This is a genomic window from Pedobacter alluvionis (assembly GCF_003664035.1).
GTDB classification, from domain to species: domain Bacteria; phylum Bacteroidota; class Bacteroidia; order Sphingobacteriales; family Sphingobacteriaceae; genus Pedobacter; species Pedobacter alluvionis.
In genome coordinates, this window is the sequence record NZ_RCCK01000011.1 from 1,310,583 (window position 1) to 1,337,582 (window position 27,000).

Genomic DNA, 27,000 nt, shown 5'->3' on the forward strand with positions numbered 1-27,000 from the left:
GCGATGAACAACACATTTAATATGAATCGATTTGGCTTATTGCTTAAAAGACAATGGCTTGATTTTGGGAAAATTTACCTGATGAGTTTTGGTGTATTGATTGGGATTTTGGCTCTATTTTATAGCATAAGTTTAACGAGTGATAGTTTAAAAAACATCTCTTCTAACACTTTAAATTTTAGATATCCGCTATTTCTAATTACAGGTTTTCTCTTCGCAAGTATTATAGCGAACAGTTATTTTATGCACTTAGGACAAAAACCTAAAGCAATTATCAACATTTTAATCCCGGCATCTACCACTGAAAAATTCCTAAGTGCTATATTCTATACATTAATCATTGCAATCCCAAGTTATCTGTTGTGCTTTTATGTTATTGATTTTGCCTTTGTTTCTTCCGTTAGGGCAACGCATACACTGACATCAAGTTACAACGATTACCAGGGCAAAAAAGTAGTTATTGATCATTTAGCCTATTTTTTTTCAACCGAAACAGTTAAAGATTTTTATCCATTTTATTATGTACCCCCTTTAATCAATGGTGTTTTCTTGTTAGGTTCTATATTTTTCAAGAGTTTCCATTATGTTAAAACAGCAATTTCTGTAATGATATTTGGAGTGCTTTGGGTTACTTCAATAATTTTTGTGATGCAAAAATTAACTAATAATACTGTTTGGGTTGGAAATCACTACTGGCAAGACGAGCGTAATATCTTCCTCATAATGAGTTTAACCGGCATATTATTAACATTACTATTCTGGTTTATCTCATTTATACGTTTAAAAGAAAAGGAGGCTTAAATGGAATTTAATAACAACAAGGCCATTTATCTACAGATAGCTGAATACGTTTGCGAGCAGATATTATTGGGTAAATGGAAAGCCGACGAAAAAATCCCATCGGTAAGGGAAATGGCGGTAGAAATGGAAGTAAACCCCAATACGGTAATGCGGACATACGAATTGTTACAGGGTAAACATATCCTTAACAATAAAAGGGGGATTGGTTTCTTTTTGGCTGATGATGCCATTGATCAGGTAAAACAATATCGAAAAACCAGTTTCATTGACGATGAACTCCCAAACCTTTTCAGAAATCTTTATCTATTGGAAATCGATTTCGATGAGTTAAAATCCCGCTATCAAACTTTTGTATCACAAAACTTTAACGCTTTAAAAAATGAAAACAAGCAATAAATTATTAATGGGACTGACAATTGCACTGCTGATCATTCCATTAACAGTAATGATCTTAATTGCCAACGCAAACCGGATCGATAATAAGACTTATGATAAAATGATAACAGGAGCCGAAACTATAGATAGTGAAGCTGATCGGTTTATTAAAAAATTTCCTGTCCAGGCATTTCAACAAGTGGTAATTAATGGATCAGAATCATCTTACCTTAATATAAAAATCATTGCAAACGATAAATTTTTGCTTAAAGCAACGAACGATCTTGCCCCTTCCATCCAATATAAGGTAGATAAAGATGGAAAACTTAACATATCCTTAAAAGCAGAACGCAACTACCAGCATGGCACACTACTGATCTTTTCACCAAACTTAAAAGGCATTACTTTTAATAATGTATCCGTTGATGAATTATCGGTTAATACCGATAGCTTAAATGTGGAGATCACCAAAGGTGTTAACTACAGATTTGGGGAGGATATGAAAATCAAAAACCTGAACCTGGTAAGGAAGACTATATATCAAGAACAAAATGTGGTGATACCCGGCATTACCATTGAAGATGCAAAAATAGAAAATCTTCGGGTTGATATCAATGGAGCATATTTAACCGTAAACAATACACCGCTCCGGAATGTCGATTTAAGATTGAAAGACGCAAAAGCAGAATTCAAGAATGAAGAAAATAGAATTATTGCACCCATAGAAACCCTCTTGTTGAATAGTACAGGTAAAAACGATGTGAATTTTCAGCATGTAAAGATTAACAAAACAAGTGGAAATCTTTCTGATGAAACAAGTATCCAAATGCCTACCGTTAATTTAAAACAATTGCTCAAATAACGTTTATTATCATATAAGTAATTGCAGGTTATTGTGATTTTGTAAAAAAGGCATGATTTTTAAGCTAACTAATTGGCAAAAGTTTAACTTGAGCCAATTAGTTTTTTACATTATTAGCCCACCAATGAAGAGATACTTCCTTTTACTTTCCATTAGCTTATTTGTTCTTAGCCATGTAAAGGCACAAAAAACAGATACCCTTTCTATCACTTTAGAGAACGTTAAATACCCTTATCCGGTTAAATATTTTCCTATTCATACCGAAGGCCAGGACATTAAAATGGCCTATATGGATGTTGCACCTACAGCAAATGCAAACGGCAAAACAGCAATTCTTTTCCATGGAAAAAATTTTGGCGGTTATTATTGGGGCAACGTCATCAAAGCATTGACCAACATTGGTTATCGGGTTATTGTTCCTGATCAGATTGGTTTTGGAAAATCATCAAAGGCATTTATCCATTACAGTTTCCATCAGATGGCCACCTGGAACAAAAAACTCCTGGACACCTTAGGCATTCAAAAAACGGTGGTTTTAGGCCATAGTATGGGCGGTATGCTGGCCACGCGCTTTGCTTTAATGTACCCCGAAACAACCCAAAAACTACTGCTCGAAAACCCGATCGGTTTAGAAGATTATAAAACTTTTGTTCCTTACGTTACCACCGCACAGCAATACCAAACTGAGTTAAAAACTACGGCCGAAAGTGTTAGGAAATATTATCAGGGCTCTTATTTTACGTATTGGAAACCAGAATATGAATACCTGGTTGATATTGCCGGAGGGGTAACCAATAGTGCCGATTACCCGCGCTGGGCTAAAGTTGCCGCGCTAACTTACACCATGATTTATGAACAGCCTGTGGTTTATGAATTTCAGAATTTAAAGGTACCTACCGTTTTATTTATCGGCAAAGAAGATAAAACCATTGTGGGCAAAGGCTTACTTACACCTGATCAGCAAGCTTTACACGGCCAGTACAAATTTTTAGGCAAACAGACAGCTGCTAAAATTATAGGGGCTAAAATTATCGAATTTGATGCCTGCGGACATATTCCGCATATCGAAATTCCAACGGAATTCCTGGTGGCATTAACGGGAAGTTTGTAATTTTAAAAGACCTCGCAGGTTTTAAATACCTGCGAGGTCTAATATCTATGAAAGTCCAGATAAAATCTAACACTTAGATGCGCTAAGCTGGCTTAGGTGGTCAAAAGAAAATGAACCAGTAAAAATAGATCTCTCCATTTCGTTGCTCTTCAGTCGAGATGACGACCCAACTATAAACCTAATTAATTCACCTCTTTCCCTACGATTTTATTAATCCCTTGCATGTCAAAATCAATGTCTTGCCCCATCGATTTCATTTTCCCATACAACTCTATACGCAGGTGACTATTCAATACGATCCCAGTTTTAATATCAATAGATGTTTCCCCTGAGTTGGTCCCTTTTAAATCGGTTTCCATTTTATTGCCCATAGCCTCAAAACTTCCTTTTGATACTAATGCACCTTTTACGCTCAGGGTAGCAATCCCATCTTTCACTTCTTTCAAAGTGTATTCCGTAATGGTTTCTATAGGCATACTCATTTGCAGTTTTGTATCAACCGTCCATTTATCGCCAATTTTAACAGCTCTTTCCGGATATATTTTAAACGATGATTCCATGGTCTGTTTCACCATTTCTTCGCTGAACTGTTTGCTTAAGGCATTTTTGATCTGTTTTACCTGGCTGGTATCTGTGGTCATTTTTGACGCCATATTGTCGAGCATTTTATCAATGCCCGCAACGGTTTTTATCCCTCCGTCTGGCGTTACCGTCATAAAAAAAGAAGCGCCCTTTAAGCCACTAAATGGATTTTTCTTGGTGCTGTCCTGCTCATCCGAATTATAGGTCATTGTAGTGCCCATCGCAACCGATTTCATAAAAATCCTGTTGTAGGTTACTTTCACATCTTTTTCTCCATTATGGCCTTCCGTAATATCGAAAGTATAATCCGTGCCTATATTTTGGGTTAAATGCACATCCCGACCGCCAATTTTCTGATTGATGATCTGATCAGAGTTAATGGAGAAATCATACCGATAACCTGTCGGATAATTTTGCCTTAATACATAAGTTTTCTGCGCAAAACTGCTGATCGAAATCAGACTACAGATTATGGTTGCCAATATTCTCATTCGATAATTCATTTTAACCGGCAGGCTGTTGCGCAAAAATGCGACTTAACTGAAAATACAATTCAGGATGTTTATCTTTTAACAGCTCAGGCTTTTCAAAAAAATATTCTGAAACTACGGCAAAAAATTCAGCCTGATTAGTGATAGCATAAGGGTTGATATCCGACTTGTTATCCTCAATTTTTTCCATTTCTTCATGCATCATTTTAATCCATGGTAAAGTGTACTCATGTGCCAATAAATTTTCAGGAACACCATCAGTTGCCCCATCCGATTTATCCAAAAGATGAACAAATTCGTGTATTGCTGTATTTTCTTTCCCGGCACTTTTAGAAAAACCATGGCGCAGCGCCGAACGCGATAAAATCATCTGTCCGTTCATATAACCTGTACCCACCATACCCATAATATTCCTTTCCCCGCCATCAAACTGAAAATCCTTGTTAAAAGTATCAGGATATAATAAGACGCTGGTTAAGTTTTTGTATTGCCAGTCATCGAAACCAAAAATCGGAATCACGGCGCTCGAAGCAATCAGCAATTCATCTAAAGTTGTCATTTCCAAACCTACTGCTTCAATTTTAACCGTACTAAAAAATGCAGCTACCTTTTGCTCAAACCTAAGTTTATCAGTCGAATCAAGATTATGATAATAAGCAACATAATCATCCAGAATCTTTTTGTCCACATCCGTCAAAGGCTCAACAGCAACCTTCTTTTTTTTAAGGATAAGGTAAAGAGCGATCAAAAAAATAGGGATTAAATAAGCAAATGGCAACGAGTTCATGAGTGATTACACAGATTAAAGTGATTACGCGGATTTAAGGTGATTACACCGATTTAATAGATTGTACAAATTGGAGGTTAGCTTTCGATGATTTCTAATTGAGCGAGAACATCTTCCCTGGTAACCGGATATGGCTGATTATTGGTTATCGCCTGATAAACAGCTTCGAAAAGGGGCAGATAACTTCCTACCTCCGATTTGATGATTTCTTCTGTTTTGTTCCCACCTACATCAATGGTGGTTAATAAACCATCCTTATTTGCCGGCTCAACACCGTAACCCGGATCAGTTAATTTCATGCCCGCCAGCAATTGTTCTTCCTGAATATCTGTTCTGTGTTTAATAAAGCTACCATTCACGCCATGTAATATAAAGCCTGGTTGTGGGTTAACCACCAACATACTCGAGGTTACAAAAATATTTACGCTATCAGGAAAGCTCAATTGAATCGAGAAATAATCGTCAACCAAGGTACCTGCCCTGTTTTTACCCAAAATTTTATGAAAATTCAATGGCTTGCCAAATAGACTGATCACCTGATCTAACAAGTGTGGGCCCAAATCGTATAACAATCCGCTGGCCTCTACCAGCTTTTCTTTAAATGCCTTCGGTCCGATTACATTGCGGTAACGATCGTAACGCAAATGAACTTCAACCAGCTTACCCAGCTTGCCACTATCGAGCACTTTTTTTACCGAAGTAAAATCGCTGTCCCAACGGCGGTTCTGGTAAAAGAAAATCTGTTTGCCAACGCTATCGGCCAGTTCGAAAAGTTCTTTAGCCTGTGCAGTGTTAGCGGTAAAAGGTTTTTCAACCAGAATATGTTTATGTGCATTTAATGCGGCTTTCGAATGTTCGTAATGAAGATTATTTGGGGTATTAATCACCACTAAATCAATTTCTTCATCGTTTAAAAGTTCATCAACGCTGTTGTAACTAATAATATTGGGGTAATCGTTAACTGCATTTTTATGGCTTCGCTCAACTACGGCCTTTAGATTGAAACCATCGTGTGCATTTAGGAATGGCGCGTGAAAAACCTTACCTGACATGCCGTAAGCTAATAAACCTGCGTTAATTGTTTTATTGATATTCGTATCCATAGGTTATAAATGTAACCAAAAATACCATTACCATTCAAGCTTAAGTGTTAAAAAGCCTAAACGTTTTACTTAAGGCTTACACGTTTTTACACTATCTTTGCAGATATGAAACCGTCGGAGATTAATGCCAAATGGAAAGTTTTACAGGAAAGGATTTCAACTGAATTTGATTCCGATTTTCCTGATTTAAAGGTGATGCTTTTTCTCATCGGCGTTCAGGAATTGGGCAAAGGTCCGAAGAAATACAGTAAACGCCAGAAAGAAGAACTGATGCACATTGCTACCTGCCGTTTATTGAGCGAAATGGGCTTTTATGAATTAGAGGGCTTGGATCAGGATGGTTGGCCGCACTGGAAGTTAATTAAAGCGATTCCGCCTTATACCATGTTGGAGCAGGAAATGCTGATGAAATCGCTGGTGGTGAGTTATTTCGAAGATATTTATTCTGCAGACTAAATTTTATCGTTCCATCATCCTTGTTGTCAGATATTTCTATCTGACACAGATCTACTCATTCAGATGGTAACATCAGACTGCACAGTATTATTCCCTTCCGATATAAGCCTGTTTAAAGCTCAATTTAAGTCTTTTGGAAAGCAAGGTCTTCTGCTTTTTTTTGATGTTAGTCGGGCTTTTCGCTATATCCCGATGAAAAATCGGGTATGCCGCTTCAATCCCGTTTAAAAAATTCTGCCTGTGCAGCTATTTGGGGTTGCAGGTGCGCCGGAAAAACTTACGAAGTTGGCCCCGGCCTAGTCTAAGCGAAACTTCGTCAGTTTGCATGGCCAGCACCAAACCTAAGTTAACTAAACCCGACAGTAGCGGACACCGAACGCAGAGCGGTAAAGCGAATGGCGGGGCTTTCGGAACCGATACAAACAGGAACCTGCTTTTCAAAAAAAGATGAGAATATAAACTAGCAGTGTCAGATGGAAACATCAGACACCACAACCCAACGCTTAAACACAAAAAACCCCGGTGAATGTACACCAGGGCTGCATATATGATGACCTCATAGGTAGAGGGAATGTGCGATATTATCCTTGTTTTTGCGCTGATGCTTTTAATGCATCGTTAGCCACGATTACAATTTCCACACGACGGTTAGCTGCACGGCCTGCGTCAGTAGTGTTATCTGCAATCGGTTCCGCAAAACCTTTACCCATAGTAACTAATCTTGATGATGGAACTCCTTGAGAAACGGCGTAAGCTTTCACAGCAGCTGCTCTTCTTTCTGAAAGTCCCATGTTATATTGTTCCGTACCACGGCTATCGGTATGGCCGATAATTTTGATATCTGTATCAGGATATTGGTTTAGTGACGAAGCTAAGCTCTGAATATTGGTTTTAGCTGCATCTTTTAAAGCAGTTTTATCGAAATCGAATAAAATACCACTATCAAATTTTACAATAATACCTTCTCCTTCACGAATAACTTCCGCATTAGGTATGGCTTTTTGGATTTCAGCTGCCTGTCTGTCCATTCTACGACCGATAAAAGCACCCGCTGTACCACCAATAGCGCCACCAATTAAAGCACCAACTGCTGTATTACCGGCTTTTTTACCGATTAATGCACCAATAACCCCACCAGCTGCAGCACCAATACCAGCTCCTTTTTGTGTTTTAGTTAAACTATCACAACTTTGGAATGCCATCGAACCTACTGCTAACCCTATACTTAATGTTGCTATTTTTACTTTTGAAATACTCATGATATGAAAGATTTATAATTTCTAACCGACATATTCAAACACAATGCCAAAAACTATTGGAATCATGTTTTTTGACCAATTTAGCTACAAATGGCAATTTCGTATACAAAAAAAGGGTTCAGATAAATCTGAACCCAAATACATTGTATCATTCTTAGTACAAAAACTATGCAGAGAAATAACTCTCCAATTCTTTTAAAGTATTTTCGTCCGTTTTAAAATCTTTGATCACTTTCCCTTTTTCTACCAGAACAATCCTGCTACAAACATCGGTAACATGGTTTAAATCGTGACTAGAGATAAAAGTTGTCATGTTGCCTGCCTGTGCTTTTAACAAATTCTTTAAGCGGATCTGCGTGGTTGGATCGAGGTTGGCAAAAGGTTCATCCAAAATTAAGATCTCGGGCTTTTGCATCAAAGCGGCAGCAATACCTACTTTAACCTGGTTTCCCTTGCTAAAATCGCGGATGTATTTACCACTATTGAGGATTTCGCCATTAAAAAACTCACCGTATTGGTTAAGGTATGCAGAAACATCAGCGACACTTAAATTGTGTAAACTGCCGATAAAAATAAAATATTCTTCAGGCGTCAAATAATCGATCAGGAAACCTTCGTCCAGAAATGATGCGGTATAATCTTTCCAGGTATCATTCTGCATAACATTTTGGCCTTTGGATAAAACCTCGCCTGTGGTTGGGCGGATCAGGTCTAGAAGCATCCTAAAGAAGGTAGTTTTACCTGCACCGTTATTTCCTACTAAACCCACGGTCTCTCCGGCAGCAATCTGTAGATCTTCGATGTTTACAACGGTTTTATCGCCATAAACTTTTTGTAATTTTTTAACTTCTAAAATCATAATTATTCTCTAAAGCCTTCGGCAATTTTATATCGTTGTTTTTCAAGTCTTTTTGCAATGTAGTTTACCCAGAAGCCCCGCATCAACAGCATAATCAAACCGAATATGCCTACTACAGCCAATCCCCAATAAGGTTTATTTAATATGCCAAAGGGTACATACATTAAAATAGGTGTAAGTGCGTAAGGGAACATTAAAAGCCATTGGGTAGCACCGGTTCCCTGGTAATTAAAGCTTGCGGCTTTGGTTATATCCAGGCGTTTATAGTTTAAGGTAGCCAGGTAAAGCACGACAACAGTTCCAAAGCCAATGTTATAGAAATAAGCCGCCAAGTGCAGGAGCAATAATTTCGGGCTTAAAAAACCATAAAAACTTGCCAAAACCGTAATAATGGTACAGCCAATGGTAAAAAGCAAAAATTTAGCCTTGATATAATCTTTAAAATTGATTTTGTTGGCCAATATGCCATCAAAATGGGCACTTTGCCAGGCAAACATAAACTGACCATAAATAATGATAGAAACGCCAGTCATAAAAATGGCACCAAACATCATCTGACCAAAAGCATCGCTATTGATTGCCTTTTCCTTATAGAAGATAAATCCATAAAAAAGGAAAAAGAAACCCAAAATCACCGCTGAGCGCGGGCGTTTGTGACGGAGAATTAATTTTAACTCTAAAGCGGCCAGCTCGCCAACTTTCCCAAAACGGTTAAGGAAAGCATAATCGGTACTGCCTTTTTTCTCTTGTTTACTACTTAACTCTTCTACATACAAGTTTTTACGCAAGAAAGTAGAGTTAAGGTAAAATATAGCTACAGCTGCCAGGGTAAATGCAAAGGCATAATAAGGGTGCGCAGCAATGGCACGGAACACAAAATCGGAAGCGGCCATAATCGAAATAACCTTATAATACTCTAAAGCAGCAAAAGCAGCAATTACAACCAGTCCGAAAAAGGTATAAAGAGTATTGGTGATCGATTTCCGCTTAATGTATAACACCAGGTAATTATTGAAAACCATCACCGAGAATATCGAAACGATATACATCAGCATAGCCAGTGCTCCATATTCAGGCAAAATCTTAATAAAACAGAATGGCAGAAAAATAAAAAACGGCCAAAGGTTAAATGCTGAAAAAAGCGCCTTAACATTTAAAAACCTGACGATTTTACTTCTCGAAATCCTTAAATGCAGATAAGGGATAATACTTAAGGTTGGCAGCTCCTGAAACTGCAGGCGCATGATAAAATCAAACGCGAAATAATAAAGGATGATACCGTTGAAACTTTTAATTACATCTTGGTTTGGAAAAAAGTAAGCCAATAAATGAGACATACCCAGACCGGCACCAAGTGCCAAAGAAAAAAAGTACAACATAAAGAAACCCAAAACAATCTGGCCAGCAATACTACTGCCTCTGTTCCGCGAACGCCAAAAAGATTTTCTTTGATGGCTTAAAAAAATACTCAGCATATTTAGTTTAGGTGTTTGATTTTTAGTCAATATACCTATTAGTACTCATTCGGGGAAAAATGTTACATTAATATTTGTATTTGTCTTTCCAATTTTGTCTTAGCTTTTCGCGCAGTTTCTCTTCTGCAGCATTTTTACCCGGATCGTAGAGCTTTGTGCCGCTTAATTCTTCCGGAAAATATTCCTGGGGCGAAAAATTACCTTCGTATCCGTGCGAATATTGATAATCTTTCCCGTAACCGATATTTTTCATCAGTTTGGTCGGTGCATTGCGGATATGTAAAGGTACAGGTAGATTCCCGGTCTGTTTAACCAAAGCCTGCGCTTTGTTAATGGCCTCATAAGAGGCATTGCTTTTTGGCGAACTGGCCAGATAGGTTACACATTGTGATAAGATAATCCTTGCCTCCGGATATCCGATTACATTAACCGCCGTAAAACAGTTATTGGCTAACAAAAGTGCATTTGGATTAGCATTTCCGATATCTTCTGAAGATAAGATCAATAACCTGCGGGCAATAAATAAAGGATCTTCTCCGCCTTCTATCATCCTGGCTAACCAGTAAACCGCAGCGTTGGGGTCGCTACCACGGATTGATTTAATAAATGCAGAAATGATATCGTAATGCTGTTCTCCTGCTTTATCATACAGCGCGAGGTTTTGTTGTGCATGCGCCAGTACATTCTCATTGGTGAGTATTATTTTATTACCACCAATGCCATTGATGGCGATTTCGAGCACGTTTAAGAGCTTTCGTGCATCGCCACCAGATAACCGGATTAAGGCCTCGTGCTCTTTTATCGTGATTTTTTTCTCGGCAAGAACAGCATCTTTTTTAATGGCTGTTTGCAACAAACCGACTAATTCTTCTTCTGTAAGGGATTTTAAAATGTAAACCTGACAACGGGAAAGCAAAGCGGAAATAACCTCGAAGGATGGATTTTCGGTTGTTGCACCGATTAAAGTAACCAAACCCCGTTCAACTGCGCCCAACAAACTATCCTGTTGCGATTTGCTAAACCGATGGATCTCATCAATAAACAAAATGGGCAAACCCAGAAAGCTATCTTTTAGCTGCGCAGCCCGATCGATTACCTCTCGGATATCTTTCACGCCACTGTTAATGGCACTCAGGTTAAAAAAGGGCCGGTCTAATGCCTGCGAAATGATATAGGCTAAAGTGGTTTTCCCTACTCCCGGAGGTCCCCAAAAAATCATGGATGGCAGCTGACTGCTTTCAATGGCTTTGCGTAACACCGCTCCCAGTCCGACTAAATGTTTTTGCCCTACATATTCATCGAGATTTTGAGGGCGCATACGTTCGGCTAAAGGAGGCAGGTTTTGCATAATCGTAAATATATAAAAATTGGTTATTTTGTTGGTCGATAATCTGCTAACCAAATGTCAGGATTATAAAATCCTTTAGCTAAAACAAAAGGACGAGTGCTTTAGTTCTAATTTATTACTATGAACATTAAAAACTTAGACCATCTTGTACTTACGGTTGCTAATTTAGAAAGTACCTGCAGGTTTTACAGTCTTGCCTTGGGAATGGAAATTATTGACTTTGGTAAAAACCGAAAAGCGCTGAAGTTTGGTAATCAAAAAATCAATCTTCACCAATATGGAAGTGAGTTTGAGCCAAAAGCATTTAAACCGATGCCGGGTACGGCCGATTTATGTTTTATTACCGATTTTCCACTTCCTGAGGTGATGCATGAACTGAAAGAAAAATGTATAGAGGTTGAAGAAGGGCCTGTAGAACGGACGGGAGCAAATGGTAAAATTATTTCTATTTATTTGCGCGATCCGGATATGAATTTAATTGAGGTGAGTAATTATTTGTAGTTTTCATTTATTAAAGCTGTTCATTTTTTATTCACCATCTTAGTCACCTGAGATCATCTTAGTTAGGTGCATAAAACTTTCATTGTCCTCGTTTTCAACGAGGATAAAAGAGAAAGGCGATTTTATCGCCATTTAGTTTGCTTAACTGCATTACAAATGCAAATCTCTATAATCCTCGTTACAAACGAGGACTATTTAGGATGCATAAAACTTAACTGTTCTAAGATGACTTAGGTGGTGTACCCAAATAAGAAAGACTAATCCTCAATCTTCGAGTGGTGCTTCGTATCTTTCATAGTCGTATACAAAACCAGCGAAATCAAAATACATCCGGTTACGTACCAGTAGAAATAATTTTCGTGACCAATATTTTTAAACCAAAGCGCAAAATATTCTGCCGTTCCACCGAAAATGGCAACAGTTAAGGCATAAGGCAAACCTACACCCAAAGCCCTGATTTCAGCAGGAAAAAGTTCTGCTTTTACCACCGCGTTAATACTGGTATAGCCACTTACAATAATCAAGGCACCTATCATCAATAAAAAAATAATTGTGGTATTGGTTTCGCCTGCCAAGCCTGTTAAAATTGGATAGGTACATAAAGTGCCCAATACCCCAAAGCCGATTAACAAGGGCTTTCTACCGATTTTATCGGATAACAAACCAAACAAAGGCTGCATAATGGCAAAAACCAGCAACGAAATGAATGATAACATTGTAGAGGTTTCGTTACTCAGGTGAACCGTATTCACAAGAAACTTTTGCATATAGGTGCTAAATGTGTAAAAGGCAATTGTACCGCCCAAAGTTAAACCCACAACCGTAAAAATCTCCTTCGGATATTTCAATAATACAGCGATGCCTCCTTTTTTGTCTTTTGAATTTTTACTTTTAAAGGCCGCCGTTTCATTGATATGTCTACGCAGATATAACGCAATAAAAGAGAGAACAGCACCAATAAAAAAAGGAATTCGCCAACCCCAACTGTGTAACTGGGCAGGAGTAAGTAACCAGTTCTGCAAAATCAGCTGAATCCCTAAAGCTAATAATTGTCCGCCAATCAACGTTACGTACTGAAAACTTGAATAAAAGCCACGGTGCTTTTTGGTGGCCATTTCGCTTAGATAAGTAGCAGAGGTTCCATATTCGCCACCGGTACTCAAGCCCTGTATCAATCTTGCAAACACAAGCAACAGCGGAGCGGCTATACCGATTCGTTTGTAACCTGGGGTTAAACCGATAATCAACGAGCCTATAGCCATTATTAACACAGAAAGTGTCATCGCGCGTTTTCTGCCTAATTTATCAGCAATGCTACCAAATAACCAACCTCCAATAGGGCGCATTAAAAATCCCACGGCAAAAATGCCTGCAGTATTCAATAACTGGGCCGTTGGATTGCTATTCGGAAAAAAAGCCGGAGAAAAATAAAGTGCAAAAGCAGAATAGGTGTACCAATCGTACCACTCAACAAGATTGCCAACCGAACCACCAAAAATAGATTTCAGCCGGTATTCTACGCCCTTGATTTCGTCTTTTTGTCCTGTTTTTTCCATAGTATAATATTGAATGAGAGAGTGAGTAAGTGATTGAATGAATGAATGAGTAATTCAATAACCCAATATGAAACTTAAATTAACCCCAGTTGTTAATCAAAAATATAATAATTTTATAAAGAAAGAGCGGAGTTATTTTCATCGCGATTACATTTACTCCTTCCGCCATTCAACATTCAATCATTAATAAAAATGAAAGATAACTTTTCTACCCAATCTGCCGATTATGCCATATACCGACCAACATATCCGCCGGAATTGTACGATTATCTTTTTAGTCTGCTAAAAAACAAAGAAACTGCCTGGGATTGTGCCACAGGCAATGGCCAGGTTGCGCGTGTATTGGCTCAGCATTTCGGGTCGGTTTATGCAACAGACATTAGCGAAAATCAATTAAAAAACGCTTTACAATTGCCAAATATCACTTACAAAGTGGAGCCGGCAGAACAAACTTCAGTTGGCGATGCCAGTTTTGATCTGATTGTGGTAGCGCAAGCCATCCACTGGTTTAACTTCGAAGCCTTTTATGCAGAGGTTAAGCGAACACTAAAACCCGACGGGCTTTTTGCGGCAATTGGTTATGGGATTATGTCTATCGATAAAGAAGTAGATAAAGTTATCCATAAACTTTATGAAGATATATTAGGCAAATACTGGGACAGTGAACGCCGCTACATTGAAGAAGGTTATAAAACTATTCCATTCCCTTTCGAAGAAATAGTTGCACCACATTTTCAGATCAAAACCACCTGGAATTTTAACCAGTTAATTGGCTATTTAAATACCTGGTCTTCCTTGCAACACTACAAAAAAGCCAACGAGCGGAATCCACTCGAATACCTATTTACCGAACTAAAAGAAGCCTGGGGTGATGATGCAGAGAAAGATGTTCATTTCCCGATTTTATTGCGGGTTGGACAATAGGTTTAACCGCAAAGAAAAGAAGGAAGCGCAAAGTGCACAAAGCGGGGTACATAACCGATCCTCTGCGTTTCTTTGCGAAAACCTTTGTGTACTTTGCGGTAAAAAACAGAGATTACTTCAACAACTCCAGTATACCTAAAACAGTTAGTTTTTTCTGCTCTCCGCTTTGCATATCTTTTAATGTAAGTTCGCCACTAGCAATTTCATCGCCTCCTATTAAAATTACGTAGGGGATATTTTTGGCATCGGCATAGGCCATTTGTTTTTTCAGTTTGGCCGAACTTGGATATAATTCAGCTGAAATACCGGCATTTCTAAACTGCTGAACAATCGGCAAGGCATATTTTTCGGCTTCCGTATCAAAATTACTGATCAATACTTTTGTTCCAACCTCTGCTGAAGCAGGAAAAAGGTTAAGTTCTTCCAATACATCATAAATACGGTCGGCACCAAAAGAAACACCCACACCGGTTAAATCTTTTAAACCAAACATGCCTGTTAAATCATCATAACGACCACCACCACCAATACTGCCCATAGCCACTTCATTGGTTTTAACCTCGAAAATACAGCCGGTATAATAATTTAAGCCTCGGGCCAGAGTAATATCGAGTTCTAATTTAGCAACCAACGGTAAGCCATAAGAAATCAGGCTATCTACATATTCAAAAACCTGTTCAATCTCGGCAACGCCTTTCAAACCGGTTTCGGATTGGGCTAAAACTTCTTTCAGACTGGTCAGTTTTTCTTCGTTGGTACCTTCCAATAAAATTACCGGGCGGAGTTTTTCTAAATCAGCTTCGGTAAAACCACGTTCCAACAATTCTTTACTTACACCATCTAAACCGATTTTATCCAGTTTATCAATGGCCACAGTCATATCGATTATCAAATCAGGTTTACCAATGATCTCAGCAATACCTGATAAAATTTTCCGGTTATTAATTTTTATGCTGAAATCTTTTAGTCCCAATTTGCTTAAGGCTTCATTGTAGATCAAAATAAATTCAGCTTCATTCAACAAACTTTCAGATCCTACCACATCCACATCACACTGATAAAATTCGCGGTACCTGCCTTTTTGCGGACGATCGGCACGCCAAACGGGCTGTACCTGGAAACGTTTGAAAGGCAAAGTAATCTCATGTTGGTGCATCACCACATAACGGGCAAAAGGCACTGTTAAATCGTAACGTAAAGCTTTTTCAGAGATTTCATTCAGTAATTGATTTTCATTCTTTAATGCTCTCATAGGAACCTTATTTCCCACATATAAATCAAGATTACCTGCAACTTCCGTAATAGTTTCCTTGTTTAGAATAACCTTATCTGAAAAGAAACCACTATTTAAAATTTTAAAAATCAGTTTATCACCTTCATCGCCGTACTTTCCGGTTAGGGTAGAAAGATTTTCAAAACTTGGCGTCTGGATTTCAGCATAACCATATTTCCTGAATACCGTTTTAATGGTATCGTAAATAAGGTTGCGTTTTACCATTTCAACCGGAGTAAAATCGCGGGTTCCTTTTGCTAATGAGGGTTTAATAACTGACATAGCCGCAAAAGTACAAAAATGTAAGGTTTAAAAACAAAGATTCGTCATTGCGAGGAGGAACGACGAAGCAATCTTACAACGACCGATACGTGCGAGTGCTTTAAGATTGCTTTGTACTTCGCAATTGCGAAGAGAAATTCCGACTTTTTGGGGAAGCAATCTTTTATGCTCGCGATGAACAAGAAAAAGATCCTTCGTTGCACTCAGGATGACAGCTTTTTCAATTATCCCCCGGCCTTTTTCACTTTATAGCCATCTTTTTGCAGAATACCCATCACTTTATCACGAACATCCCCCTGAATCATAATTTCGCCATCTTTAACTGAGCCGCCTACACCACATTTGGTCTTCAGCATTTTGCCCAATACTTCTAAATCTTCTGAGCGGCCCCTGAAACCTGTAATCAACGTTACAGCTTTACCGCCTCGGTTCTTTTTATCAAGCATTACCCTTAAATCCTGCTGGTTATTCGGCGAGGTAACGGTATCATCAACTTCTTCTTCGTATTCGAATTCGGGATTGGTAGAATACATAATTCCGCCAAGATCGCTTAAACTGTTTTTCTTTGGTTTCATGTTTTATAAAAAGGGTTCATTAGTGATTGGTTCATGGTTGATAGTTTAATCGTTCATGGCTTAATAGCCGATCAATAGATCATCTCCGCCAACCGCTTTACGCTTAGCGCTATACTCAAGGAACAATCACTTTTAACGAGAGCGGGTTCACCACCGCTGCTATCTCTGTTCCCATTTGCAATGGCTCGCCATCTACGTGCACCGCTCCTGCCGTTTCCCTTATAATTTTAATATTTTTTCCTTTAATAATTTCAATCATATCAGAACTTTCTGCTTTGCCCCTTAACATTACATAACCTAAAACAGGCAGTTTTATTATCGGGAAGGGTTTAATAATGCAAACATCCAGCAACCCGTCCTTTACCGAAGCATTTGGCGCAATATAAACATCGTTTCCATACTGCGATGAATTGGCAATGCTGATGGCGAAGGCTTTTCTGGTATATTCGGTACCGTCGATATTCAAATGATAAGTTTGCGCCTTATAGTTAAAAACCTCTTTAAAACCCAGTTTTACATAACCTGATAATCCGCGTTTTTTGTCTTTCGAAAAAACTGAACTCAAGTGGGCATCAAATCCCATTCCAGCCAGGTTGAAAAAACATTTTTTGTTAAATTCAGCCGTATCAATTTCATCAATCTTAAAATTATTGATAATAGATAGCGCATACCTTAAGTTTTTGGAAATACTTAAAAAGCGGGCAAGTCCATTGCCTGATCCCAGCGGCAAAATCCCTAAAATTTTATTGTGCTTTAACACTTTTGTGGCTACCTCGTTTATGGTGCCATCGCCACCTGCAGCTATAATTACGTCAAAGTTTTTGATAGACGCTTCGTCTGCCAGTTCGCCGGCATGCCCCACATATTCGCTAAAAACGAAATTGGGACTAAACTTTTCCTTATCCAGGTATTTATCGATAAAATCTGGAATGCGCAGTTTCCCCCTCCCACCAGAGATAGGATTTATGATAAAGAGAATATTGATCTTTGTGTGCAAAGTGTAAGATTGAGTGCACAAAATAATCTATAATTTTTGAAATAAAGAAAATATGCTAATTTTGCGGCAGTAAAAAAGTGGATTGATTTGCTATCCCGATACCACGGGACCGGATTGCAACCACTTAAAAAAATTGCTAATGCCTCCTTTCAATCATTTCAACACCTGTTTCCAAGGGGTTTGGCAATTGTAAATTTGTTTATTTATCATTAATTATTTAATAAATGTCATATTTATTTACATCAGAATCTGTTTCTGAAGGTCACCCAGATAAAATCGCCGATCAAATTTCGGATGCGTTAATTGATAATTTTTTGGCTTTCGATCCAGAATCAAAAGTAGCTTGCGAAACTCTGGTAACTACTGGTCAGGTTATTTTAGCAGGTGAGGTAAAATCTAAAACATATTTAGATGTACAACAGATTGCACGTGATGTAATCAAGAAAATTGGTTACACCAAAAGTGAATACATGTTCGAAGCCAACTCTTGCGGTATTTTATCGGCCATACACGAGCAGTCGCAAGACATTAACCAGGGTGTAGATAGAAGCAGCAAAGAAGAGCAAGGTGCAGGCGATCAGGGCATGATGTTTGGTTATGCAACTAACGAAACTGAAGATTACATGCCCCTGGCATTAAACCTTTCTCATAAATTATTACAGGAATTGGCTGTTTTACGTCGCGAAAATAACGAAATCACTTATTTACGCCCGGATGCAAAAAGCCAGGTTACTTTAGAGTACGATGATCATAATAAACCAGTTCGCATCGATGCCATTGTAATTTCTACACAGCATGATGATTTTGATGAAGAAGCCGCCATGTTGGCCAAAATCAAAACTGATCTGGTAAATATCCTGATTCCAAGAATCATCAAAAACAACCCGGCTTACGCACATTTATTTAACGATAAAATTGAGTACCACATTAATCCAACCGGTAAATTTGTAATCGGTGGTCCGCATGGCGATACTGGTTTAACTGGTAGAAAAATCATTGTTGATACTTACGGTGGTAAAGGTGCTCACGGCGGTGGCGCTTTTTCTGGTAAAGATCCAAGTAAGGTAGATAGAAGTGCAGCTTATGCTACCCGTCACATCGCTAAAAACTTAGTGGCTGCCGGTATTGCTGACGAAATTTTGGTTCAGGTATCTTACGCTATCGGTGTTGCAAAACCAATGGGTATTTACATCAATACTTACGGAACGGGTAAAGTAGGTAAAACTGATGGCGAGATTGCTAAAATTGTTGAATCAATTTTTGATATGCGTCCTTATTTTATTGAGCAACGTTTAAAGTTAAGAAACCCAATTTACAGCGAAACTGCTGCTTATGGACACATGGGCCGTACGCCAGAAACGGTTACCAAAACTTTCAGAACACCAAACGGTGAAGAAAAAACGGTTACGGTTGATTTGTTTACCTGGGAGAAATTGGATTACGTAGATCAGGTTAAAGCTGCTTTCGGCATATAATCAAAATAAATTTTCAGAAAAGGCGTTTTGCAGCATTGCAGAACGCCTTTTTTGTTATCGTGAAGTCAGATGTTACCATCTGACTGTAAAAATCTATGTCGGATGGTAACATCCAACACCACCATGTGTGGTGGCTCAACAAACAGTAGAAAAATCATTGATGTTTTTTTGAAAAGCAGAGTCCTGCATTCATCGGGTCGGAAAACCCTGCCATCCGCTTTACCTCCCTACGTTCGGTGTTCGCTCCTGTCAGGTTTAGCTAACCTGAGCTTGGTGCTGACAGGCCAAACTTACGAAGTTTCGCTTAGCCCAAGCCGGGACCAACTTCGTAAGTTTTTTGATGTGGTGTCTGATGTTTCCATCTGACATTAGATAATTTGAATTCTCAACGTTTTTTGAAAAGCAGGTTCCTGTGTTTATCGGTTCCGAAAGCCCCGCCATTCGCTTTACCTCTCTGCGTTCGGTGTCCGCTGCTGTCGGGTTTAGTTAACCTGGGTTTGGTGCTAACAGGCCAAACTTACGAAGTTTCGCTTAGCCGGGGCCGACTTCGTAAGTTTTTCTGGCACACCTGCACAACCTAAGATAGTTGCAAAAACCTAGCCTATCTAAACCTGATTGAAGCGGGTAGCTCCCGATTTTTTTCTAATCGGGACTACAAGCAAAAAGCAGGACTAACATTAAAAAGACTTACTACAATTGCTTTCCAAAATAAAAGAAATCAATTGACCTTTATTATATTCAATTTATTTTTTAGCCCTAAACATTTTATATCTATTTAAAATCATTGATCTATATGCCATTCATTTTCATAAACGATAACTCTTTCCCGTCGAAATGATCATCGTCTATGCTATAAGATTTAATATCCGCAATTTTCATTTCATCAACTGCATCAACAAAATTTTGGAACTTGGCCGTTTTGCCCGGTTTGATGATCACGATCATGTACTTTGATGAACTGTTCTGATGGGTAGCCGCCACCAATAGCTTATTCGACTTAATTTCCTTTTGGAGACTTCCCATAGGGATCACTTTCATATTGGCCTTTTCAATAGTTCCCATATAAGAAACTGCCTTGTTATCTTTACCCAGTACAATGGTCATGGTACGCGATTCGGGGAAAGGTGCAAGATCAATATCATGTTCATTAACAGGCTTAGCAATATCTGCAGCATTTAATTGGCTCAATGTTGTGGTAAGCATAAAAAATGTAGTTAATAAGAACATCAGGTCTACCATCGCAGTAAGATCTACTTTTGGTGCTGCTTTTTTGGTTCTTCCTTTTACGGCCTTGCCGCTTTGAGATTCGTTTAGAGTTGCCATAATGATTAGGTTTTTAATGATGATGACAACCTTGATCAAATTGCATAAAAAAAGCAGCTAAAAATTTAGCCGCTTAAGAAGGTCAGCAATGACGATCATTTTAATACAAATTATTTCACTGCTTCAATAACACCACAGCCCACCCGTGGTCCGGAGTTGCCGGTAGGTTGCGTGGTATAATCATCTGTACCTCCATGTACAATAATTCCTCGTCCGATAATATTTTTAACATCGCCATCTTTTATACTCCATCTATCTGTAGTAACCGAAAGTGTGGCATGGCCTTTACTATCTAACATGATATTACCAATATCGCCACTGTGGTAAGCTGCAGATCCCCATTTCCCATGTACTTCTTTCGTTGGATTCCAGTGGCCATGTGTATTTTCGCCCATATTGCCGCAATCGCCATGCTCGTGAAAGTGGACGGCAACATTGCTATCAGCACGTGCAGCAAAATTCATCTCGATATCCATCTTAATTTTCCCGTCGCTCAGTTCGTAAAATTTTGCCGTTCCAATGGTTTTGGTGTTATCGGCCGTTTCGGTTAATGTTGCCTGTGCAATTTCTTTGTCGGTTTTAGTACAGGCACTTAAAAATGCAAGGCCTGCAATGGCTATGCTTAAAAGATATTTTTTCATTTTATTAAAATTTAGTTTACATACTAAACACATTGACAATCATTTAGTTTGATCTAAAACAGATCCGGTTAAAACCATTTCGAATACCACTTGTTTAATCATTATAAAATCGTATAACTATGGAACAGCCAACTGCAATGAACACTTTGAGTCAAATTCTGGAGAAATTGAGGCTGAAAGGAAAAGATAACGAACTAAAAATGTCTGACCACGGTAAGATGCAAAGTAAATCGTTGGGTAAAATTTATAAACCTGAGGATTTAACAATTGTTAAGACCTATCGATTTGAAGGAGATTCAGACCCTGCTGATAATTCCGTATTGTATCTTCTGGAAGATCAGGATAAAAATATTGGATATATATTAGACGCTTATGGCATCTATTCGGATAACGACGGGCCATCTTTTGACGATTTCTTAAAAAAGATCCCAACTGAAAACAGAGACGAGCAGGAATTATTCAGTTAATAATCTAAAAACATGATACAGGGAGAACAGCGTAATCTGATTCTCCCTTTTTTTATTTTAAAATATTAGCGGGTTATAATTCCCTAATTTTGCGCCTCAATTTACGAGTGCCCTTAATGAAAAGCAAAATCAATATTCCCCCCATACCTGCAGTTTTATTGTCAATTATCAGTGTGCAATGTGGAGCGGCAATTGCAAAAGGGCTTTTCCCGCAAATTGGGGCTGCTGCAACAGCATCTTTACGGATCGGCTTATCTGCGATAATCCTACTAATTGCCTTTAGACCAAACCTATTTAAACTTAATGCTAAACAATGGAAATACGTGATCCTATACGGTGTGTGTTTGGGAGTAATGAATCTGGTTTTTTATATGGCCATAGCAAGAATTCCGATCGGTTTAGGGGTAACATTAGAATTCGTAGGACCTTTAGGACTAGCCATTTTTGGATCGAAGAAACCTATTGATTTTCTGTGGGTGGTACTTGCTGCTACCGGTATTGTATTGATTACGCCATGGACAGGCACAGGACTTAATCTAGCTGGCGTACTGCTGGCACTTTTGGCCGGCGTTTTCTGGGCAGGCTATATTATTTTGGGAGGTAGAATTTCCAAAATAATGAAAGGTGGTGATGCCGTTGCTATCGGGATGTTATTTGCTGCAATAGTAATTTTGCCCTTTGGAATTTATGGCGGCGGTTTAAGCACGCTAAACCCGAAATTATTGGGTTTAGGAGCAGCACTTGCACTACTATCAAGCGCCATTCCCTTTACCCTGGAAATGAGAGCCCTTAAACAGCTTCCAGCCCGGACTTTCAGTATCTTAATGAGTTTAGAACCTGCTATGGCCTCATTAGCCGCACTTGTTTTTTTACAAGAATACCTCACATTAAAAGAGTGTTTTGCCGTGGCTTTTGTTGTCATTGCTTCAGCAGGTTCTTCATTAACAGCCAGGCGCACGAAAAATAATTAGGCCAGTTTTTCTGTTTTATAAATTACAATACCATCTGTCAACTGATCAGCCTGTGCTACAAAGGCTAAAATATATGGGTGCTTATTGTGCAGATCTAAACCTGCCTGATCTTTCCACTCTTCCTGAAAAATAAAGGTATGATCAACTGCCGACTCATGCAGATCGTACTGAATGCAGGCTTCTTCCTTACGCGAATTTACCACCATATCCAGCAGCATCGTTCTTAATGCCACGGTGGTTTCTTGTTTGCTTTTAACTATTGCTGTTAAGTAAATGCTCATATACTTCTGTATTTAAAAAATTTTGGGTTAAATGTTCCTGGTATAATTTAAGTGCACTCCTAATATCTGCATTCTTTTCCACATCATGAAAATGGATGCCATCTATTCGCCCCATTCCGGTAAAGGCATTCATTCTGTGGAAACCAAACAAGACACCATCATCCACACTGGTTTCCATAAAGAATTCTCCAGGCAAAGTAAAAGCTTCTTTTGGTGCATTCCATGATGATGTTACCATATATTTCCGTCCGTGCAACATACCACCTGTACCATAATTTCTGGTTGGATGATCCGCCTTACGCCCATCGCTAACATAAATTCCTTTTTTATGACCTTCGGTGAATACCACATCAATATATTTTTTAAATCCGTGTGGCAACTGGAACCACCAGATTGGGGTATGGTAAATTACAACATCCGCCCAAACATATTTTTCAACCTCTTCACTGGGGTTATAATCTTGGTTGATATTGGTTGTTTTTACTTCAAATTCTTTCATTGAAGTAAAAAAATCGACTGTTGCATTAGCTATTGTCTCGTTAAACCTGCCACCAGAATGACCAAATTTTTGTCCTCCGTTGATAATGAATATTTTTGTCATTTCGTTTTTTCTATTTGATAACACAAAATTACTGCGCCTTCATCTATTATTAAAACAAGTTAATTCATAGCTTTGCATCAGAATTATAATACATCTTTATGGTTAATTTAGAATGGTATAGGAGTTTTAAGGCGATTTATAAAACAGGAACCTTAACTGGTGCAGCAGAAAATCTGTTTATATCGCAACCTGGGGTAAGTTTGCATTTAAGTTCTTTAGAAAGTTATGTTGGCTACAAGCTTTTCGAGCGAACCGGCAGGAAAATGCTCCCTACCGAAAAAGGGAAAGTATTGTATAACTTTATTGTGGAGCCTTTGACCAAACTGGAGGATGCAGAAAAACATTTCCAGAAAAGTACGGAGAAGCATACCCCAACCATTAGCGTAGGCATGTGTTTCGAAACTTTTCAGATTACGCTCGAACAATATATTTCTACCCTTCCTTTTAATGTAATTATCCGTTTTGGCGAATATCCAGAAATGCTCGATCAATTGGATAAAGGCATTTTAGACCTTATTATTACTCCACAAAAAGGGAACTCACCAAATGTGGAACATGAAGCGTTTTCTTCCGAAACCATTGTTTTAGTAGGTGGAATAGAAACTGACGGGCGAACTTTTGATTCGTTAGTTAAAAAGAAAGATCTGGCAGGAATGGAGGCCTGGTTAAAAAACCAAAAATGGTATGGTACTGCAGGTGATATGGAACACCTTTTACGTTTCTGGCAGCTTAACTTCGGCAAGCATGCCGATTTCCGCCCTAACTACATTGTGCCTAATCTCAATTCAATTGTCCGCTGCTTATCTGGTGGAAAAGGCCTGGCAATTATCCCCGATTTTCTTTGCAAAAAAGAAGTTGAAGAAGAAAAAGTAAAGGTTATTTGGGAAGGTACCTCAAAGCTCACCAACACTTTATACTTTGGTTGTAGAAAAAATACGCAATATGCATCAGAAATTCATATAATCAAAAAACTTTTTAAAGAGGTTATGGTTAGTATATAGTTTCTATTGAAAATAACCTGATTAAGTCTATTTTCAGTAGAAACTTAAGTTAGATAATTATTTAGATCACGTCCTAAAATTCCAGAATGAGTCAATCCAGTCCGCTTTTAAGTAATGATCAACTAGTAGAAGTTTTTAATCAAACCCATACGGCAACGGCTGTTCACGTTGGAGAAACGGCCATTATACAGGCCGCAAATGATGCGATGCTGCGGATTTGGGGAAAAGACAGGCGTGTGATCGGGAAATCGCTTGAAGATGCCCTGCCTGAACTAAAAGGTCAACCTTTTATTGAGATGTTCAGAAAAGTCTGGTTGGAAGGCCTTGTGATTTCGGGAAAGGATACTGCCGCCGACATTATTATTGAAGGTGAGCTAAAGACCTTTTATTTTGATTTTGAATATCGGGCCATAAAAAACGACGAAGGCAAGACCATCTGTATCCTACATACCGCGATTGATGTAAGCGAGCGTGTATTGAGGAAGGAAGCTGTAGAAAGGGAGCAAGAAAAGGATGAAGCATTACAGCGCGAACAGGTACTGAACGAGGAGCTTGCAGCCACAGTAGAAGAACTTGCAGCTACCAATGAGGAACTGGTGGCCACTAATGAAGAATTACAGGAAACACAAGAAACCTTACACGTTTTAAATAACGAACTCGAATTAAGGGTTGCAGAACGGTTTAACCAACTGTCGGAAAGTGAAAAACGCTTTAAAACCATGGCAGAAGGAACTGATATTTTTATTGCCGTTGGTGATGAGCAAGGAAATGCGATTTACTTTAATAAACCCTGGATTACCTTAACTGGCAGATCAATGAAGGATCTCCTTTCTTTTGGCTGGGCTGATCTGATCCACCCTGAAGACCGCGAGAGATATTTAAACATTTATCTTTCAGCACTGGCAGAGAAAAAACCATTTACAGGCGAATTTAGAATCCTGACTAAAAAAGGGGATTACCGATGGTTGCTTGCAAGCGGCCCTCCACGTTTCCACGCCGACGGGTCTTTTGCCGGTTACATCAGTTCGTGTATTGATATTACCGAAAGAAAATTAATCGAATTAGAACGGTTAAATTTAAATAAACTCATCGAAGCCAGTTCAGAGTTTATCGCTTTAGTCAGTTTAGATATGTCTATCCAATATTTGAACCCTGCAGCATTAAGAAAATTAGGCTGGGTTAATATTACGAACCGAAATATAGTAGACTGTGTTTTCCCTGCAGACAGACCCGCCGCCCAAAAACTTTTACCCGGAGTTTTGCAGGGCATCAATTTTAAACAGGAAATCCGCTTCTGGAACGAAAAAACAGGAAATCCATTTTGGATCGAATGGAATGGTTTCGCTATAAAAGATCAGGAAACAGATAAAATAACCGCGATTGCTGCGGTAAGTCCGGATATTACAGATCGAAAACTTTATCAGGAAGAGCTTCAGGATATCAACATCGAAATGGCGGCAGCAAATGAAGAATTGGCCACTACCAACGAAGAACTTGCCCAAACACATGAAGACCTGATCCAATACACCAAAAAGCTGGCCGATAGTGAAGAAAGGCTACTTCAGGCTATTGATACTGGTAGAATGGGTACCTGGAGCGTAGACCCAAAAACACTCGAAATTACCGTGTCGGGATTTGTTAAAAATTTACTCGGCTTGCCACTTGATGAGCCTGCTAAAATGGACGTCATCATGAGCGCAATCAATCCCGATTATCATGATATACTGAATGCATCTTTAACAAATGCATTAAACAGCCACTCTTCAAGTGATAATGAATTTCCAATAAATAATTTAATCACCGGCGAAGAAAAATGGGTTAGAGCAACCGGGAGGGTATTTGTAGACCAGTATGGTAATGCGGCAGAGTATTCCGGTCTTTTTATTGATATTACGGAGCAAAAACTAGATGAACTTCGAAAAAATGATTTCATCGGGATGGTCAGTCATGAATTAAAAACGCCATTAACAGCCATTAATGGCTTTGTTCAGGTTTTGCAGCGCAAGGCTAAAAAAGATCAGGACAATTATGAAATGATCGCTCTGGAAAAAACACATAGCCAGATCAGAAAAATGAGTACCATGATCAATGGTTTTTTAAATGTATCACGTTTGGAATCTGGTAAGCTGCTTATCGAAAAAATCAACTTTAACTTAGATGAGTTGTTGAAGGAAACCATCGAAGAAACTTATATCTCACAATCTTCACATCAAATTACATTAAATCCAACCTGCGAGGTTAACATTAACGCCGATCGGGATAAAATCGGGAATGTGATTTCTAACCTGATCAGTAATGGAATAAAATACTCCGATAATGGAACGCGCATCGAAATAACCTGCAAACTACTTGATGCTGAGGTTGAAATTCAGATTAAAGATGAGGGAATAGGGATAAAACCTGATGATATTGACAAGCTTTTTGAACGTTATTACCGTGTTCAGGGCAATCATACAATCTCGGGCTTCGGCATCGGGCTTTATTTAAGCGCCGAAATTATTGAGCGGCATGGTGGCAGGATATGGGCTGAAAGCGAAGAAGGTAAAGGCTCTGTGTTTCATTTTACTTTGCCTTTAAGGTAATTATCTATGTTTTTACCGCAAAGGACACAGAGATTTCCGCA

General features: G+C 38.7%; 27 protein-coding genes. 12 read left to right on the forward strand and 15 right to left on the reverse strand.

What is annotated here, in order from left to right; all coding sequences use genetic code 11:
- Nucleotides 1-3 precede the first annotated feature (3 nt).
- The 4 genes from BCL90_RS13575 to BCL90_RS13590 all read left to right on the forward strand — a co-directional run bounded on the left by BCL90_RS13575 (nucleotide 4) and on the right by BCL90_RS13590 (nucleotide 3,149).
- Nucleotides 4-801 (forward strand): hypothetical protein, encoded by a 798-nt coding sequence (locus tag BCL90_RS13575; protein WP_121284485.1) that lies wholly within the window; start codon nucleotides 4-6, stop codon nucleotides 799-801.
- Nucleotides 802-1,197: a GntR family transcriptional regulator gene (locus BCL90_RS13580; protein ID WP_121284486.1), complete on the forward strand. Its 396-nt coding sequence runs from the start codon at nucleotides 802-804 to the stop codon at nucleotides 1,195-1,197.
- Nucleotides 1,181-2,038: a hypothetical protein gene (locus BCL90_RS13585; RefSeq protein ID WP_121284487.1), complete on the forward strand. Its 858-nt coding sequence runs from the start codon at nucleotides 1,181-1,183 to the stop codon at nucleotides 2,036-2,038. Before BCL90_RS13580 ends, BCL90_RS13585 begins: the two co-directional genes overlap by 17 nt.
- A gap of 124 nt (nucleotides 2,039-2,162) precedes the next feature.
- Nucleotides 2,163-3,149 carry an alpha/beta fold hydrolase gene (locus BCL90_RS13590; protein ID WP_121284488.1) on the forward strand — a complete coding sequence of 329 codons (987 nt, stop codon included), beginning with the start codon at nucleotides 2,163-2,165 and terminating at the stop codon, nucleotides 3,147-3,149.
- 182 nt (nucleotides 3,150-3,331) lie between these two features.
- Here BCL90_RS13590 and BCL90_RS13595 read toward each other — a convergent pair whose 3' ends face one another.
- The 3 genes from BCL90_RS13595 to BCL90_RS13605 form a co-directional block, all read right to left on the reverse strand.
- On the reverse strand, nucleotides 3,332-4,222 hold the full coding sequence (locus tag BCL90_RS13595; protein WP_121284489.1) for a DUF6263 family protein: 891 nt from the start codon (nucleotides 4,220-4,222) through the stop codon (nucleotides 3,332-3,334).
- A gap of 13 nt (nucleotides 4,223-4,235) precedes the next feature.
- Nucleotides 4,236-5,009, reverse strand: a complete 774-nt coding sequence (locus tag BCL90_RS13600; RefSeq protein ID WP_121284490.1) for a M90 family metallopeptidase — start codon at nucleotides 5,007-5,009, stop codon at nucleotides 4,236-4,238.
- Nucleotides 5,010-5,086: 77 nt separating this feature from the next.
- Entirely contained in the window at nucleotides 5,087-6,112 is a 1,026-nt protein-coding gene (locus BCL90_RS13605) for a Gfo/Idh/MocA family oxidoreductase (RefSeq protein ID WP_121284491.1), read from the reverse strand.
- Between the two features lie 105 nt (nucleotides 6,113-6,217).
- Between BCL90_RS13605 and BCL90_RS13610 the strand changes: the two genes are divergently transcribed.
- On the forward strand, nucleotides 6,218-6,568 hold the full coding sequence (locus tag BCL90_RS13610) for a hypothetical protein (RefSeq protein ID WP_025143454.1): 351 nt from the start codon (nucleotides 6,218-6,220) through the stop codon (nucleotides 6,566-6,568).
- A 581-nt stretch (nucleotides 6,569-7,149) separates the two neighbouring features.
- Here the strand turns inward: BCL90_RS13610 and BCL90_RS13615 are convergent.
- From BCL90_RS13615 to BCL90_RS13630, 4 genes are all read right to left on the reverse strand, one after another.
- The gene (locus BCL90_RS13615) at nucleotides 7,150-7,827 is read right to left on the reverse strand and encodes an OmpA family protein (protein WP_121284492.1); all 678 of its coding nucleotides are present in this window, start codon (nucleotides 7,825-7,827) and stop codon (nucleotides 7,150-7,152) included.
- A gap of 166 nt (nucleotides 7,828-7,993) precedes the next feature.
- On the reverse strand, nucleotides 7,994-8,686 hold the full coding sequence (locus BCL90_RS13620) for an ABC transporter ATP-binding protein (RefSeq protein ID WP_121284493.1): 693 nt from the start codon (nucleotides 8,684-8,686) through the stop codon (nucleotides 7,994-7,996).
- Nucleotides 8,687-8,688: 2 nt separating this feature from the next.
- Nucleotides 8,689-10,161: a DUF5687 family protein gene (locus tag BCL90_RS13625; RefSeq protein ID WP_121284494.1), complete on the reverse strand. Its 1,473-nt coding sequence runs from the start codon at nucleotides 10,159-10,161 to the stop codon at nucleotides 8,689-8,691.
- A 67-nt stretch (nucleotides 10,162-10,228) separates the two neighbouring features.
- Nucleotides 10,229-11,509 (reverse strand): replication-associated recombination protein A, encoded by a 1,281-nt coding sequence (locus BCL90_RS13630; protein ID WP_121284495.1) that lies wholly within the window; start codon nucleotides 11,507-11,509, stop codon nucleotides 10,229-10,231.
- A gap of 120 nt (nucleotides 11,510-11,629) precedes the next feature.
- Between BCL90_RS13630 and BCL90_RS13635 the strand changes: the two genes are divergently transcribed.
- On the forward strand, nucleotides 11,630-12,010 hold the full coding sequence (locus BCL90_RS13635) for a VOC family protein (protein WP_121284496.1): 381 nt from the start codon (nucleotides 11,630-11,632) through the stop codon (nucleotides 12,008-12,010).
- Between the two features lie 257 nt (nucleotides 12,011-12,267).
- Here BCL90_RS13635 and BCL90_RS13640 read toward each other — a convergent pair whose 3' ends face one another.
- A complete protein-coding gene (locus tag BCL90_RS13640; RefSeq protein ID WP_121284497.1) occupies nucleotides 12,268-13,566 on the reverse strand; it encodes an MFS transporter in 1,299 nt (432 codons plus the stop codon).
- A 192-nt stretch (nucleotides 13,567-13,758) separates the two neighbouring features.
- Between BCL90_RS13640 and BCL90_RS13645 the strand changes: the two genes are divergently transcribed.
- A complete protein-coding gene (locus tag BCL90_RS13645) occupies nucleotides 13,759-14,490 on the forward strand; it encodes a class I SAM-dependent methyltransferase (protein ID WP_121284498.1) in 732 nt (243 codons plus the stop codon).
- A 112-nt stretch (nucleotides 14,491-14,602) separates the two neighbouring features.
- Here the strand turns inward: BCL90_RS13645 and hisS are convergent, their stop codons facing one another.
- The 3 genes from hisS to BCL90_RS13660 all read right to left on the reverse strand — a co-directional run bounded on the left by hisS (nucleotide 14,603) and on the right by BCL90_RS13660 (nucleotide 17,617).
- On the reverse strand, nucleotides 14,603-16,045 hold the full coding sequence (gene hisS / locus BCL90_RS13650) for a histidine--tRNA ligase (RefSeq protein ID WP_121284499.1): 1,443 nt from the start codon (nucleotides 16,043-16,045) through the stop codon (nucleotides 14,603-14,605).
- A 224-nt stretch (nucleotides 16,046-16,269) separates the two neighbouring features.
- Entirely contained in the window at nucleotides 16,270-16,620 is a 351-nt protein-coding gene (locus tag BCL90_RS13655) for a translation initiation factor (RefSeq protein ID WP_090504011.1), read from the reverse strand.
- Between the two features lie 115 nt (nucleotides 16,621-16,735).
- Nucleotides 16,736-17,617 (reverse strand): diacylglycerol/lipid kinase family protein, encoded by an 882-nt coding sequence (locus BCL90_RS13660; RefSeq protein ID WP_244094984.1) that lies wholly within the window; start codon nucleotides 17,615-17,617, stop codon nucleotides 16,736-16,738.
- A 224-nt stretch (nucleotides 17,618-17,841) separates the two neighbouring features.
- Between BCL90_RS13660 and metK the strand changes: the two genes are divergently transcribed.
- Nucleotides 17,842-19,092, forward strand: coding sequence for a methionine adenosyltransferase (gene metK / locus BCL90_RS13665; RefSeq protein ID WP_121284501.1), 1,251 nt, complete (start codon nucleotides 17,842-17,844; stop codon nucleotides 19,090-19,092).
- 789 nt (nucleotides 19,093-19,881) lie between these two features.
- Here metK and BCL90_RS13670 read toward each other — a convergent pair.
- Both BCL90_RS13670 and BCL90_RS13675 read right to left on the reverse strand, forming a co-directional pair.
- Nucleotides 19,882-20,415 (reverse strand): biopolymer transporter ExbD, encoded by a 534-nt coding sequence (locus BCL90_RS13670; protein ID WP_121284625.1) that lies wholly within the window; start codon nucleotides 20,413-20,415, stop codon nucleotides 19,882-19,884.
- A 110-nt stretch (nucleotides 20,416-20,525) separates the two neighbouring features.
- A complete protein-coding gene (locus BCL90_RS13675) occupies nucleotides 20,526-21,056 on the reverse strand; it encodes a superoxide dismutase family protein (RefSeq protein WP_121284502.1) in 531 nt (176 codons plus the stop codon).
- A gap of 119 nt (nucleotides 21,057-21,175) precedes the next feature.
- On the opposite strand from BCL90_RS13675, the gene BCL90_RS13680 reads away from it, so the two are divergent.
- Nucleotides 21,176-21,523 (forward strand): hypothetical protein, encoded by a 348-nt coding sequence (locus BCL90_RS13680; protein ID WP_121284503.1) that lies wholly within the window; start codon nucleotides 21,176-21,178, stop codon nucleotides 21,521-21,523.
- Between the two features lie 116 nt (nucleotides 21,524-21,639).
- Nucleotides 21,640-22,494 (forward strand): EamA family transporter, encoded by an 855-nt coding sequence (locus BCL90_RS13685; RefSeq protein WP_121284504.1) that lies wholly within the window; start codon nucleotides 21,640-21,642, stop codon nucleotides 22,492-22,494.
- Here BCL90_RS13685 and BCL90_RS13690 read toward each other — a convergent pair.
- Both BCL90_RS13690 and BCL90_RS13695 read right to left on the reverse strand, forming a co-directional pair.
- On the reverse strand, nucleotides 22,491-22,775 hold the full coding sequence (locus BCL90_RS13690; protein ID WP_121284505.1) for a putative quinol monooxygenase: 285 nt from the start codon (nucleotides 22,773-22,775) through the stop codon (nucleotides 22,491-22,493). The genes BCL90_RS13685 and BCL90_RS13690 overlap by 4 nt on opposite strands.
- Nucleotides 22,747-23,376: an NAD(P)H-dependent oxidoreductase gene (locus BCL90_RS13695; protein WP_121284506.1), complete on the reverse strand. Its 630-nt coding sequence runs from the start codon at nucleotides 23,374-23,376 to the stop codon at nucleotides 22,747-22,749. Before BCL90_RS13695 ends, BCL90_RS13690 begins: the two co-directional genes overlap by 29 nt.
- A gap of 98 nt (nucleotides 23,377-23,474) precedes the next feature.
- Here BCL90_RS13695 and BCL90_RS13700 point away from each other — a divergent pair, with 98 nt between their 5' ends.
- Both BCL90_RS13700 and BCL90_RS13705 read left to right on the forward strand, forming a co-directional pair.
- Nucleotides 23,475-24,377: a LysR family transcriptional regulator gene (locus tag BCL90_RS13700; protein ID WP_121284507.1), complete on the forward strand. Its 903-nt coding sequence runs from the start codon at nucleotides 23,475-23,477 to the stop codon at nucleotides 24,375-24,377.
- Between the two features lie 86 nt (nucleotides 24,378-24,463).
- Nucleotides 24,464-26,959 (forward strand): PAS domain S-box protein, encoded by a 2,496-nt coding sequence (locus tag BCL90_RS13705; RefSeq protein ID WP_121284508.1) that lies wholly within the window; start codon nucleotides 24,464-24,466, stop codon nucleotides 26,957-26,959.
- The last annotated feature ends 41 nt before the right edge of the window (nucleotides 26,960-27,000 follow it).